Genomic DNA, 12,647 nt, shown 5'->3' with positions numbered 1-12,647 from the left:
TGTACTCGAAAAGTTGTAAGTGTCCAAGTACACTCCTTATCATTTGGTAACTTTTTGAACACCCTTTTCAATTGGAAATCTTCACTAATAGTAAATATATCGTTCCCATTTGTCAAACATGATGAAATAATTTCCCAGATAATTTAAAGCGTTTTCTTCAAGTTTATGCTAGTTTTACATGGAAATGTGCTTCATTGATTCCCAATCCTCCAGAATATCATGTGCACTCATAACCAGCTTGGCGCCATCCTGAATCATCCGATGGCATCCTACCGTTTGCGGCAGCAACGGTGAATCCGGAACGGCATATACCTCTCTTCCTTGATCAAGTGCCTGATCAACCGTTATCAATGTTCCGCTTCGTTCCGTTGCTTCGATGACCAATGTTGCAAAGCTGAGACCACTTATAATGCGATTTCGTTCAGGAAAATGGAATCGTTCTGGAGGTGTATTCGGTGTATACTCGGACAAAACTAATCCTGCTTGGGCAATTCGCTGAAATAATGATCGGTTTTGTTTCGGATAAATATGATGAAAACCACTGCCCAAAACAGCAATTGTTTTCCCATTATGCTGTAATGCCAGTTGATGAGCATACCCGTCAATTCCTTTAGCCATGCCACTGACAAGCAAAAGTCCTTTTTCAATCAAAGCCGGTAAGATAAACTGCATCTTCCTATAAGCATTTTGTGATGGCCTGCGTGTTCCGATGACACTTAGAGCTGGTCTATAGCTTAATAAAGACAAATCCCCCAGCATATAAAGCACAAACGGCGGATCTTTAATTGTTTTTAACACAGGGGGGTAGTTGTCGTCAACTATTGTTACCACAGGGAACATATCCAAATCGTGTTTAATAGATGCATGGACGTGCTTGTCATGAAGATCGGAATAGAGTAATTGAGCGTTTTGAAAGGGAATCGTATATTGATGACTTAACTGTGAAGACGATAGCTTGTAGAGATTGGATAAGGAAGGATCTGCCCGGAGCATTTTCCTGATCGAATTTCTGGTAATCCCGCGACAACGGTGTAAATGAATTAATTTTTTTCGAAGTATGTGCACGAAACCACTTCCTTTATTAGGTATAGGTTTTTTTATTCAAAAAATTTCCAATAGAAAGAAGAGGGAAGACAGACTTCCCTCTAACTTGTTAATGCGTTTTACATTTTGCTTCAAGGTTATTTTCTTTTAATGCTTTGATCATTGTTTCACCCATTACAGCAGGTGTTTCAGCAACCTTAATGCCACATTCTGTCATAACACGGATTTTCTCTTCAGCTGTACCTTTGCCACCGGAAATGATCGCACCAGCATGTCCCATACGTTTTCCTGGAGGTGCAGTTGCCCCGCCAATAAAGCCAACAACAGGTTTCTTCATGTTCGCTTTTATCCATGCAGCAGCTTCCTCTTCCGCAGTACCGCCGATTTCGCCAATCATGACCACTGCTTCTGTGTCTGGATCTTCATTAAATGCTGATAATACATCAATAAAATCCGTACCATTAACAGGATCCCCACCAATACCAACTGCAGTAGATTGGCCATAGCCTTTTTCCGATAATTGGTGGACAGCTTCATATGTCAGTGTTCCAGAACGGGATACGACGCCGATATGACCTTTTTTATGAATGTAACCAGGCATAATACCAATTTTGCATTCCTCTGGCGTAATGACACCAGGGCAGTTTGGTCCGACAAGGCGTGTCTTCTTGCCTTCCATATAACGTTTTACTTTAACCATATCCATAACCGGAATATGTTCGGTAATACAAATAGTAAGATCCAGTTCTGCATCTACTGCTTCCAGAATCGCATCAGCAGCAAAAGGAGCTGGTACATAAATAACGGAAGCCGTTGCACCTGTTTGGTCGACAGCCTCCTTCACTGTATTAAATACCGGAACACCCTCAACTTCTGTACCACCTTTTTTTGGTGTTACACCACCAACGATCTTCGTACCGTACTCAAGCATTTGTTTGGTATGAAATTTGGCAGTTCCACCGGTAATTCCTTGGACAATTACTTTTGTATCTTGATTGACATATATACTCATTTTCGTCCGTCCTTTCCACGTAATCTTCACTTCATACGTTCTTTGAAACTCAAGGTTAAACCATCTGGCTTTTCATTCCTGGCAATTCGTACACAGAGATCGCCTGAATGCTGCCTGAAATTATTTAACCATTGAAACGATTTTTTCTGCACCGTCAGCCATGGAACCAGCTGAAGTAATGTTTAAGCCAGATTCATCTAAAATTTTCTTGCCTAAATCAACATTTGTACCTTCTAAACGCACTACTAATGGCAGTTCCAAACCAACTTGTTTTGTCGCTTCCACAACACCTTCAGCGATAACATCACATTTCATGATTCCACCGAAAATATTAACGAAAATTCCTTTTACATTTGGATCAGACAAAATGATTTTGAAAGCTTCGGTAACTTTCTCAGCAGTCGCACCGCCCCCAACATCAAGGAAGTTTGCGGGTTCTCCGCCGGAATGTTTGATAATGTCCATCGTTGACATTGCAAGTCCTGCACCGTTAACCATACAGCCAATATTGCCATCGAGCGCAACATAGCTTAAATCGTATTTGGATGCTTCAATTTCCTTTTCATCTTCTTCATCTAAATCACGGAATTCCTGAACATCTTTTTGACGGTAAATTGCATTGTCATCAAAATTTAATTTTGCATCGAGTGCCATAACTTGACCATCACCCGTTGTAACAAGTGGGTTAATTTCTGCGATTGAGCAATCTTTTTCAACAAATACCTGATAAAGACCAGTCATAAATTTAACTGCTTTGGATAGCAATTCATCAGGTATATTGATATTGAATGCTAGTCTGCGAGCTTGATATGGGCTTAGACCTACTATTGGATCAATGACCTCTTTAAATATTTTCTCTGGAGTTTTAGCAGCTACTTCTTCGATCTCCGTACCGCCTTCTTCTGATGCCATCATGACAACACGGGAAGTTGCACGATCTAAAACAACCCCTACATAGTATTCTTTTTTAATATCGCATCCTTCTTCAATAAGCAAGCGTTTAACTTCCTTGCCTTCTGGGCCCGTTTGATGCGTAACAAGTGTTTTACCTAAAATTTCATCCGCATATGTACGCACTTCATCCAAATTTTTGGCAACTTTAACCCCGCCGGCTTTACCGCGGCCTCCGGCATGGATTTGTGCTTTTACAACTGTTACAGATGTACCTAACTTCTTGGCAGCTTCAACAGCTTCATCTACCGTATATGCAACATGGCCGTTTGGCACGTTTACGCCATATTCGCGCAAGATTTCTTTGCCTTGATACTCATGAATGTTCATCCTTCATCCTCCCATCAAAATTCACTGCATTTCCATTGTATTAAAAAACAACAAATTTCACAAGAATAAGGACCATCATTCGAATGACTGGAAAGAGAAAGGTAGTTGTCTAATATTGTTTTTGAAATTAAGGAACGGGAAAATTGCATTGGTTGATAGATGTTTACAAGGAGTTATACATAATAGTTTAAGGGAAGAGTTCCCTTTAAGTTTAAGAAGAAGTAACAGGTTGTTAAGATAATTAGCTTGTTCCTATAAAACCCAATGCCAAAGTTGAAAATGGAAGATTGATCGGTAAATTAAAAAGGTAGTGGGAACCCAGTTATTTTTTGTAAATATCACCACGGCTTCCCACCTTTAGTACGAGAACGATAAGGCTCCCCTGATCAATTTCAAAAATTATACGAAAATCACCGACACGTTTCCGAAACAAATTAGTATAGCCTTTCATCCTGGTAACACTGGTGTCGGCAAATGGATTTTCAGCAAGTTCAATAAGTGCGTTTAGAATCCTTTTTCTAGTTGGACTATCTAACTTTTTGATATATTTTTCAGCATTTTTGTCAATCTTTAGCTTATACATCTTGCAAATCCTTTAAAAGATCAGCCAACGTTACGTATTCGCCTTTATTAATACGTTCCCGCGCTTGATCTATCTCTTTTTTAGTTGTATCGTTTAATTCTAATTTATCTTCATCAAAAATGTGTTGAAAAAAATCGCTTAGTCTTGGTAGCTTATCTTCTGGTAACTTGTCAACCATCCAGTGTAGTTCTTTACGATTCATCATAACGATTCACCTTCCTTTTTCATTTATTATATCATAAAGTAAAACTTCATTCAGTGAGGATTTCCGACGCACAGGACGTGCTAGTGGAGGCGAAGGTATGCAGACGTGACGGTTTTAGCCTCACCTACCTCCCGCTGAATTAGCCCGAGGCCCACGCGGTGTGGGTCGAAAAGACTAAAATCGGTTATTTACGAGTTGTTTTCCTCCCACCTTTATGTTTTTGGTTTACTCACGCTTAGAGGTAGGAGTATTACAGCCCGTTAATGCTTGATAAATAAAGGCGTGATGATTCAACGCCTAACTTATTCATTTTGTTCTCCTATTACACCCCTATCCACTTTATAGACAAATGCAAACACCTCGGCAACCGCCTGATAAAGTTCTTCCGGGATCTTCTCGTTTATATTCAGCTCTCCCAAAAGTTCGACAAGCGATGGATCTTCCTGTATTGGCACTTGGTTTTCTTTTGCTTTTTCAATGATTGTTTCGGCAATTAGTCCCTTCCCAGCTGCTGTAACTCTGGGTGCATAATCTGAGTCGTGATCATAGCGCAATGCAGCAGCTTTTTTCCGTTTTGTCTTCATATGCAAAAAATCCACTCCTTGTCCCGAATAAAAAGTACGATCTGTTAGCTTTTCCATTTGGCTTAACGGCTTAACCAGTACGATTAAAAAATGGTAATCAAGCATTCCAAGTCCATCTCTCAACAATGGTTGTTGCGCCATTGCTTTGTCTTTCAATGGGTCATGATCCCCCTGAGGAAAGGGTATTCTTGCCAAAGGAAGATAAAACAAGATCCAACAGCGGACAAAAAACGACATATCTCACAAGAATGAGGTACCAATGCCTGACCAGCACAAAAACTACTCGTGCATTTTCCAGTAATCCCGGTCAAATATACACATAACTGCCGCATCATGATAAGTTCCGTTCACAAAAAACATCTCCTGTGTAACACCTTCCATTTGAAATCCAGCTTTTTCGTAAATATGTATCGCCTTTTCATTCGTCGTGTCCACATACAAGTACAGTTTATTCAAATTGATTACGGAAAAAGCATAGTCCATAGCCAGTCTTGTTGCCGTATAGGCATAACCCTTACCTTGGAAATCCGGGTGAATGATAATGGTGAATTCGGCATTCCGATGACGTGGATCAATGCTGACCAGTTCAACAAATCCAACTTTTTCGTCTATGTTCATTAAAATAAATTGCCGGTGCCTCTGATTGTCCATGTTTTTATCAAAAGAGTCTTCCCGGTGGGCAAAGGACAAATACGGCTCCTCGAACCAGTAGCTTATGATTTCCGGATTGTTATATAACGCATGAATAAACTCCAAATCTGTTTTTTCCAAAGTTCTTAAAGTTAGATTTTCATTCATTTTAACCATTCTCCATTCTTTTCTTATCGCCTCGGCAAACAAAGGCAAACACTTCGGCAACCGCCTGAAACAATTCTTCCGGAATTGTTTCATTAATATTAAGCTCAGTTAAAAGTACACAAATGATGCATCTTCCTGTAACCTGGACATCATTTTCTTGTCCCTTTTAATAATCTCTTCTGCTATCATGCTTTTCCGAGACTGCACTATTGGTGCCTCACTTGCGCCATGATCATAGCGTAATGCAGCAGTTTTTGCCGTTTATTCATATGCGAAAATCCACTCCTTGTGTGGAATAAAAACTACTATTTGCTTTCGCTTTTTCCTTTTGACTTAACGGTTTTACCGACACTGTCGACAAATGGTAGTCAAGCTTTTCAAGACCCGCTTTTAACATTGGTTTAAGTGCATTCGTTTGGGCATTCAATGCACTGTGATCATTATAAATCGTTATCGCAACCGACCGTTTTTGCACATTCATATCAATAACTGTTTCGTTTAAATGAGCTAAATCCAAATAAAACAATACCCGACAATAATCAGCACTAATTTCTCCTGTCTCGGTCTTTTTCCCTGCAAATTCAAGCTGCAAATCTTGATTTAGTCCGAGCTTTTCACCAGGCAGTAATAAGCTTGCCTGAATGAAATTGGCCGATTCGTGTACCGAGTTAAGCTGTAAACCATTAATAAAATGCAGTAATTGTTGGGCCCGTTCATGGGTTATCCCATCACTGTTGTGCAACAGTTGCAGCAGCATTGCTTTTACTGTCATAGTCTGATCTTTCGTTACAAGCTGGTTTTCATAATCCAACCCTGTGAATTGCAAAACTTGTCTAATTTGAGTTAAAAACTGCTCTCTTGGATTTGATAATGTAACGTACCTATTCCGTATCATATTCGTTAGCAGCAGTTCCAGCTTTGGATCGAGTTGATCCGTGGACGCCGCAGTTAAAAAGCTTAAAAAGGTTCGTAATGATTCCGGATTATTTTGTACGGGTTGCTTTATATGCCGTGCTTGTTTATCTGTAAGCGATGGCAATACTATTTCATTAATTTCTTGTTTTAGTACAGTAAATTCATTTTGTGTTAAAGGCTTATTTTTCTGCAATGCTTGATGGATAGCATCTGTCCATTTTTGCAGGAACGGTTGCACAACCTTTCCAAATCGTCTGCTGTTGGATTGCTCCAGCATTCTTAAAATGGAGCCATCATCCAAATGAAACGGTAAGGAAAGCCCCTTGCCATTATTATATTGTTTCTCAAACCCCGTCCATTCGGCCTTCCACGTTGCAAAATTAACGGTTGTATCCAGAAATCCAGCAGCTTTTGCGAATTGAAAAAATGTCGGGCTATTACGGTTTACCTCTGTAATGATGTGTTTCACTAAAACATTTTGTCTATTTGTTCCATCTGTTAGGGCAGTAAGGCGTTCTATTAAAGAAAGTTGTTGCAGTGCCATATTTGTATCTTGTTTAAGCTGTAACAGTAGTGCGTTTATTCGTTCTGAAAATCCGCTCGTACTTTTCGTGTACAACGCCTGAAAAATTGAATCCGTCAATGGTAATTTTGTCGCAATTATTTCCTTTATTACTTGCCTTGCCTGGATTTTATTTTCTGTATTATCTATTAGTTGAAATGCTTTGGTTATCTGTTCTTTATCAAACGGGATTTTCTCCGTCATCAGAATCTGTATTAATGCTTTATTTTGTTTCGTCGCTTTTAGGCCTAATTGCTTCAAGAGATTCATGACATTATCCGTCATATTGCTTTTGACCTTGTCACCAAGCACCTTCAGGCGAATGATATCGTCCGTAGCTTGTACTTGAAAATGATAGGTTTCCCCTATGGTTAATGAAGCTTCTAATTGAGCAATCATTTTTTGTGTTCCAATTTGAATTTGTGCTTTATTGTTTGGATATAGATGTAAAACTTTTCCTTGGATAATCTGCCCTTGCCTTAATACTTGTTTCGTATGATGTACATCGGATTTGGCGGGAGATGTGATGTGCTGAATGCTCAAGTAGAATCACCTCATTTTCCTAATGTTTACTTTGCTGCATTGCTAACCGGGGCATACGATTTCCGATGATAGGGTGAAATACCATACTGCAAAAGCATATCTAAATGATGCTTCGTTCCATACCCCATATTCGAGGCAAAATCGTAGTACGGAAATTCGGTATGTATTTTTTTCATGATCTGATCACGCGTAACCTTTGCTAAGATACTAGCGGCTGCAATCGAGATACTCTTTTGATCCCCCTTGACAATTGCTTCCGAGGAGCAAGGAAGATCAGCTAAACGAACGGCGTCAATTAATATATGATCTGGTATTGGATCTAACTGATTGACTGCCTCGTACATTGCTAATTTGGTTGCTTCAAATATATTAATCTCGTCTATTTTTTGATTGCTAATGACGGAAATACCATAACTTACTGCCTGCTTTTTGATGATGTCAAAAAACTGATTACGGGTTGCTTCATTTAATTGTTTGGAATCATTTAAACCGAGCAAAGTAAAATCCCGTGGTAAAATAACGGCAGCTGCCACTACCGGACCTGCTAGCGGACCTCTTCCTGCCTCATCCATTCCGGCAATATAAGTACAGCCATTATCATAAATTCTGTTCTCATACAGACACATTTCCGCAAACTTCTTCTCAAGATCCTGATCTTTCTGTTTTTGGCGATCATAGCGTTCCACTAATTGCTGGACACCTTTTCGTTCATCCAGACGCAATTCTGCGATAAGTTCTTCATTGATCTGATTTGCTGCAAATAATTGCTTTAATAGAGCAATTGATTTTCTGTTCATCTGTACACCTCTATCTTTATATCGGCTAAAACCGCATTACTTTGAGTAATAAAAAATAGGCATCCACCCGGAGATGTATGCCAAATCCATCAATCTTCAACTGACTCCAATGTTATTCTGCCCAGTTTGCCTGTCCGAAGATCGCGTATGACGACATCGGCAACCTTATCAAAATTAACATTGCCACCGCTTTCCAGACAGCCTCGTTGTTTACCAATTATCTCAAAAATTTCCCACATATCCTCCATATCAGGAGCAATTTGATATCTTTCTTCAAGCAAATCGGGATAATGCTGCTGCATGTACGTGATTACGAAAGCCGTTATATCCTGCATGGATAGCAGCTGGTCTTTTATCGTGCCTAATGCAGCAAGTCGATATCCAACAAGCTCATCTTCAAATTTCGGCCACAATATTCCCGGTGTGTCGAGCAATTCAAAATCTTTCTTTACCTTGATCCATAATTGCTGTTTGGTCACCCCAGGGCGATCTCCTGTTTTGGCGATTTTTTTGTTGGCAAGGCGATTAATTAATGTTGATTTACCGACATTCGGAACCCCGACAATCATGGCCCTTGCTGGACGGGGCTGTATTCCCTTGGCCTTCAGTTTTTCCATTTTTTCCTGGCCAAGCTCTTTAGCATTTTGGATGACGTGTTTTATATCTGCTTTATCATTTACATCGATCGCTACTGCTTTTGTACCTCTTTCATTAAAATAATCGACCCATTTTGTTGTTTCCCGCTGATCAGCCAAGTCTTTTTTCATCAAAACAATCATTTTTGACTTATTCTGTAAAGCCTGCTGCAGCATTGGGTTTTGCGATGATAATGGGGCGCGTGCATCAACTAATTCCATTACAAAATCAACTAGCTTTAACTTTTCCTCGACTTCACGTCGTGCTTTAGCCATGTGGCCTGGAAACCATTGTATCGGCATACCTTTTCACCCTATTCTTTTAATAACCGGAAACGATCGAATGGCCAGTAGACCAAACTGGTTTTTCCAACGATCTGATCCTCAGAGATCAATCCTAGTATACGGCTGTCTGTTGAGTTATCACGATTGTCACCGAGAACCAATACGTATCCATCAGGTATGGTTGTATCATTACCAGGTAAATCCTCTAACCGAAAATCATCCGTTAACACTTCCTGCGGTTCTAAATTTTCTTTCTGTTCCTCCAAGAAGGGTTCATCGACCGGTTCGCCATCAATATATAATACTTCATCTTTGACCGCAACATGCTCACCCGGCAGGCCAATTACGCGTTTGATAAAATCCTTCTTGTCCGTTGCATGAAAAACAACGATATCAAAGCGATCTGGTTCGCTAATGTTGTATACAAATTTGTTCACAATCATTTGATCCCCATTGTGCAATGTCGGTTGCATCGATGGACCGTCTACAACTATCGGGGCAAAAAAGAACGTCCGGACAATCAGAGCAAGTCCTAATGCAATCAACAGTGCCTTTAACCAGTCAAACCACTCATTTTTCTTCCGTTTGGCCATTACTTCCACTTCCCTCTACCAACTGCAATATGTATAGTGTAAACACTGGACTATTTTCCTATTCGAAAGAGAAAAAGAGCTTGCAACAGTGCCAAGCTCCTTCCTTTCTTTCTTAATTCATTCAACTTTCTACTGGCAGCAAAAGCCACGTCCAGTTCCAGCGCCCAGGGGCTAGTGGACTTCCTTCACCTCCGTACGATAAGTCAACATCGGTTCGCTTCCAGCTCACCGTGTTTCCTTTATCTCCTACGGTTCAGTCCAGTCCATACGCCCCTAACCGGGCACTTCCACTTTTGAATTTATCGACGTTCTTTAATTCGTGCTGCTTTACCGCGTAGATTACGAAGATAGTATAGTTTAGCACGACGTACGATACCACGACGGGAAACTTCGATTTTCGCAATTCGAGGTGAATGCACTGGGAATGTACGTTCAACACCTACACCATAAGAGATTTTTCTTACTGTAAACGTTTCGCTGATTCCACCGTTTTGACGCTTAATAACGACGCCTTCAAACACCTGAATACGTTCGCGCGTTCCTTCAACAACTTTAACGTGAACTTTTACAGTGTCACCCGCGCGGAAATCAGGATGATCTGTGCGAAGCTGATCTTTTGTGATGTCTTCGATTAATTTTTGCATCCTACTTCACTCCTTCCAAACCAATGCTCATATCTCACCAGGTGACAGCGGAACATCGTTTATAGCCCTTAAGCCGTACACTTAAGCACAACAATTAATATACCATAACAGTGAAGTGAGTTCAACTGTTTTCCGGTTAAATTCAATACTTTACGATGCATTTACCATTTTTTCTTTCTGTCATTGTTTCCATGAATTTTGTGATGGATATACTCCCGGTTATTCAATTGATACACATTTGCGGCACCAATAGCAACTACCATGAAAATAAACCCAACGATCATGCCAAATGTGAAGTAACCTAATAGGAAGCTTACGATAATAGTTATTAAAAGAACGGCTAAAAGATATAATAAAAATTTTTTCAAAGAACCTTCCTCCCCAAATCCAAGTTGCCTGCATTCAAAATTTAGGATTTATTATAGCTATTCATTCTTCCAATAATATCGCGATTCCTAACATAATATCCAAGCTGATAAAATCATTGTCTATCTTCTATCATACTTATTCTGAATTTCATCCAACAAGATCAAATCTTTTTCCGATAAATTCTCCCGCTCAATCAAATCTCTCCGCCGTTCATATGTCCGTCGTAACGATTCCTTCCTGCGCCATTGTGCAATTTTCCCATGATCACCGGAGAGCAAGATGTCTGGAACCTTCATGCCGCGGAAATCTGCTGGACGGGTATAATGCGGGTGCTCCAGTAATCCGGTTGAAAAGGAATCCTCTGGAGCTGATTCCTTGTTACCCAGCACATCCGGCAGCAGCCTGACAACACTATCAATAACTACCATTGCCCCAAGTTCCCCACCGGTTAGGACATAATCACCAATCGAAATTTCATCTGTTACAAGATGGTCCCTTATTCGTTCATCATAGCCTTCATAATGGCCACAAATGAAAACTAGATGTTCCTCCTTAGCCAATTCTTCCGCTTTCTTCTGATTATATGGCTCTCCCTGTGGACACATGAGGATAATTCGAGGTTTTGACTTGTCCTTCGTAACAGCCGAAACAGCATCAAATATCGGCTGCGGAGCCAAAACCATTCCTGCTCCGCCGCCATATGGGTAGTCATCTACTTTGCTATGCTTATTTTCCGTGTAGTCGCGAAAATTGATCAGATTGTAGCTGAACTTATTTTTTTCCTGGGCTTTTTGCAAAATGGAAGCATTAAAGACACCAGAAACCATCTCAGGAAAAAGCGTCAATACGTCGATATGCATCAGTCAAGCAGTCCTTCCATTGGCTCGATGATAACTTTCTTATTCGTGATATCCACTTCTTTTACAACATCCTCGATATACGGTATAAGCAGATCTTTCCCGGTTGACTGTTTCACGATCCAGACATCATTCGCCCCGGGTGCCAGAATCTCGCTTATCTTTCCAATTTTTTCCTCGTCATTGGTATACACATCACAGCCGATAATTTCATGGTAATAGTATTCATCTTCTTCCAGCTCCGTCAACTGTTCTTCAGAAATTTTTAATTGTGCACCTTTAAATTGCTCAACGTCGTTTATGTTATCATAATCCTGGAAGTGAACAAGGTCAAAACCTTGATGCATTCGATGGCCATCAATAATTAATGGAAAGGGTTCTTCTCTCTCTTTTACAACGTATAACGTTTCACCAATTGCAAAACGTTCTGCAAAGTCGCTGATTCGGAGTACCTTCACCTCACCGCGGATTCCATGTGTATTTACAATTTTTCCAACGTTGTACATGTTTTCTGTCATACTTTTCACCTGCTATTCATCAATCCGGATGACAACATCATCTTTAATGACAATTGCCCTATCTTCCATAATCTCATTCCAATGCGTTCCAACATCTACCTCAACAAGAGCTTCAACTTCCTTTTCAACGATTTCACTGCCGATTTCCAGCATGTCCAGCTGCTCCATTTTAAAATCAAGCAGCTTCATTTTCTCTTTCCGATTTTTAATTTCCTGCTGAAAACGGCTGGTCACTTCTTGTTTAGATACCCCTGTCTTGTTTTGCAATTTACGTTGTTCAAACAACAGTTGTTGACACTCTTGTTCAAGTCGCATTTTATGGTGATGAAAATTCATTTGCAATTTTTCCTTGCTCTTCTCTGTGACAATTTGTTTGATTAATACCTTTTTGATTATTTTCATACCTGTTCCTCGCTCTCATA

Annotated in this window: 16 protein-coding genes; all 16 read right to left on the bottom strand. The window is 40.1% G+C overall.

The window, feature by feature from the left end:
• Nucleotides 1-174: 174 nt before the first annotated feature.
• Nucleotides 175-1,065, bottom strand: coding sequence for a DNA-processing protein DprA (gene dprA, locus IEX12_RS02195; RefSeq protein WP_088050180.1), 891 nt, complete (start codon nucleotides 1,063-1,065; stop codon nucleotides 175-177).
• A gap of 88 nt (nucleotides 1,066-1,153) precedes the next feature.
• Entirely contained in the window at nucleotides 1,154-2,056 is a 903-nt protein-coding gene (sucD, locus tag IEX12_RS02190) for a succinate--CoA ligase subunit alpha (RefSeq protein WP_088050179.1), read from the bottom strand.
• 120 nt (nucleotides 2,057-2,176) lie between these two features.
• Entirely contained in the window at nucleotides 2,177-3,337 is a 1,161-nt protein-coding gene (sucC, locus tag IEX12_RS02185) for an ADP-forming succinate--CoA ligase subunit beta (RefSeq protein WP_088050178.1), read from the bottom strand.
• A 322-nt stretch (nucleotides 3,338-3,659) separates the two neighbouring features.
• Nucleotides 3,660-3,920, bottom strand: a complete 261-nt coding sequence (locus IEX12_RS02180; protein WP_088050177.1) for a type II toxin-antitoxin system RelE family toxin — start codon at nucleotides 3,918-3,920, stop codon at nucleotides 3,660-3,662.
• Nucleotides 3,913-4,125: a hypothetical protein gene (locus tag IEX12_RS02175; protein WP_088050176.1), complete on the bottom strand. Its 213-nt coding sequence runs from the start codon at nucleotides 4,123-4,125 to the stop codon at nucleotides 3,913-3,915. The genes IEX12_RS02180 and IEX12_RS02175 overlap by 8 nt, the downstream gene beginning before the upstream one ends.
• Nucleotides 4,126-4,427: 302 nt before the next feature.
• Nucleotides 4,428-4,709 (bottom strand): EscU/YscU/HrcU family type III secretion system export apparatus switch protein, encoded by a 282-nt coding sequence (locus IEX12_RS02170; protein WP_088050984.1) that lies wholly within the window; start codon nucleotides 4,707-4,709, stop codon nucleotides 4,428-4,430.
• A gap of 279 nt (nucleotides 4,710-4,988) precedes the next feature.
• Nucleotides 4,989-5,507 carry a GNAT family N-acetyltransferase gene (locus IEX12_RS02165; protein WP_102415281.1) on the bottom strand — a complete coding sequence of 173 codons (519 nt, stop codon included), beginning with the start codon at nucleotides 5,505-5,507 and terminating at the stop codon, nucleotides 4,989-4,991.
• A gap of 265 nt (nucleotides 5,508-5,772) precedes the next feature.
• Nucleotides 5,773-7,527, bottom strand: coding sequence for a TP0910 N-terminal domain-containing protein (locus IEX12_RS02160; protein ID WP_102415282.1), 1,755 nt, complete (start codon nucleotides 7,525-7,527; stop codon nucleotides 5,773-5,775).
• A gap of 26 nt (nucleotides 7,528-7,553) precedes the next feature.
• Entirely contained in the window at nucleotides 7,554-8,324 is a 771-nt protein-coding gene (rnhB, locus tag IEX12_RS02155; protein ID WP_088050173.1) for a ribonuclease HII, read from the bottom strand.
• Nucleotides 8,325-8,413: 89 nt separating this feature from the next.
• Nucleotides 8,414-9,262 carry a ribosome biogenesis GTPase YlqF gene (ylqF, locus tag IEX12_RS02150; RefSeq protein WP_088050172.1) on the bottom strand — a complete coding sequence of 283 codons (849 nt, stop codon included), beginning with the start codon at nucleotides 9,260-9,262 and terminating at the stop codon, nucleotides 8,414-8,416.
• A gap of 11 nt (nucleotides 9,263-9,273) precedes the next feature.
• Nucleotides 9,274-9,837, bottom strand: a complete 564-nt coding sequence (lepB, locus tag IEX12_RS02145; protein WP_088050171.1) for a signal peptidase I — start codon at nucleotides 9,835-9,837, stop codon at nucleotides 9,274-9,276.
• A gap of 299 nt (nucleotides 9,838-10,136) precedes the next feature.
• Entirely contained in the window at nucleotides 10,137-10,481 is a 345-nt protein-coding gene (gene rplS / locus IEX12_RS02140) for a 50S ribosomal protein L19 (RefSeq protein WP_088050170.1), read from the bottom strand.
• A 161-nt stretch (nucleotides 10,482-10,642) separates the two neighbouring features.
• Nucleotides 10,643-10,849 (bottom strand): hypothetical protein, encoded by a 207-nt coding sequence (locus IEX12_RS02135; protein WP_088050169.1) that lies wholly within the window; start codon nucleotides 10,847-10,849, stop codon nucleotides 10,643-10,645.
• A gap of 120 nt (nucleotides 10,850-10,969) precedes the next feature.
• Nucleotides 10,970-11,710 (bottom strand): tRNA (guanosine(37)-N1)-methyltransferase TrmD, encoded by a 741-nt coding sequence (trmD, locus tag IEX12_RS02130; RefSeq protein WP_088050168.1) that lies wholly within the window; start codon nucleotides 11,708-11,710, stop codon nucleotides 10,970-10,972.
• A complete protein-coding gene (rimM, locus tag IEX12_RS02125) occupies nucleotides 11,710-12,225 on the bottom strand; it encodes a ribosome maturation factor RimM (RefSeq protein ID WP_088050167.1) in 516 nt (171 codons plus the stop codon). The genes trmD and rimM overlap by 1 nt, the downstream gene beginning before the upstream one ends.
• Nucleotides 12,226-12,237: 12 nt before the next feature.
• Nucleotides 12,238-12,627, bottom strand: a complete 390-nt coding sequence (locus tag IEX12_RS02120; protein WP_088050166.1) for a YlqD family protein — start codon at nucleotides 12,625-12,627, stop codon at nucleotides 12,238-12,240.
• Nucleotides 12,628-12,647 lie beyond the last annotated feature (20 nt).

It is taken from the genome of Lentibacillus populi (assembly GCA_014642895.1).
In the GTDB taxonomy this organism is placed as follows: Bacteria; Bacillota; Bacilli; order Bacillales; family Amphibacillaceae; genus Lentibacillus_C; species Lentibacillus_C populi.
The sequence above is the reverse complement of the archived record's forward strand: the minus strand, read 5'-3'. Positions and strand labels throughout refer to the sequence as shown.

What these genes read in the sequence shown, in the direction of transcription:
- rplS (WP_088050170.1), bottom strand. Translation starts at nt 10,481, where the DNA reads ATGCAAAAATTAATCGAAGACATCACAAAAGATCAGCTTCGCACAGAT.
- rnhB (WP_088050173.1), bottom strand. Translation starts at nt 8,324, where the DNA reads ATGAACAGAAAATCAATTGCTCTATTAAAGCAATTATTTGCAGCAAAT.
- ylqF (WP_088050172.1), bottom strand. Translation starts at nt 9,262, where the DNA reads ATGCCGATACAATGGTTTCCAGGCCACATGGCTAAAGCACGACGTGAA.
- sucD (WP_088050179.1), bottom strand. Translation starts at nt 2,056, where the DNA reads ATGAGTATATATGTCAATCAAGATACAAAAGTAATTGTCCAAGGAATT.
- IEX12_RS02120 (WP_088050166.1), bottom strand. Translation starts at nt 12,627, where the DNA reads ATGAAAATAATCAAAAAGGTATTAATCAAACAAATTGTCACAGAGAAG.
- lepB (WP_088050171.1), bottom strand. Translation starts at nt 9,837, where the DNA reads ATGGCCAAACGGAAGAAAAATGAGTGGTTTGACTGGTTAAAGGCACTG.
- IEX12_RS02170 (WP_088050984.1), bottom strand. Translation starts at nt 4,709, where the DNA reads ATGAAGACAAAACGGAAAAAAGCTGCTGCATTGCGCTATGATCACGAC.
- IEX12_RS02175 (WP_088050176.1), bottom strand. Translation starts at nt 4,125, where the DNA reads ATGATGAATCGTAAAGAACTACACTGGATGGTTGACAAGTTACCAGAA.
- IEX12_RS02180 (WP_088050177.1), bottom strand. Translation starts at nt 3,920, where the DNA reads ATGTATAAGCTAAAGATTGACAAAAATGCTGAAAAATATATCAAAAAG.
- sucC (WP_088050178.1), bottom strand. Translation starts at nt 3,337, where the DNA reads ATGAACATTCATGAGTATCAAGGCAAAGAAATCTTGCGCGAATATGGC.
- trmD (WP_088050168.1), bottom strand. Translation starts at nt 11,710, where the DNA reads ATGCATATCGACGTATTGACGCTTTTTCCTGAGATGGTTTCTGGTGTC.
- rimM (WP_088050167.1), bottom strand. Translation starts at nt 12,225, where the DNA reads ATGACAGAAAACATGTACAACGTTGGAAAAATTGTAAATACACATGGA.
- IEX12_RS02165 (WP_102415281.1), bottom strand. Translation starts at nt 5,507, where the DNA reads ATGAATGAAAATCTAACTTTAAGAACTTTGGAAAAAACAGATTTGGAG.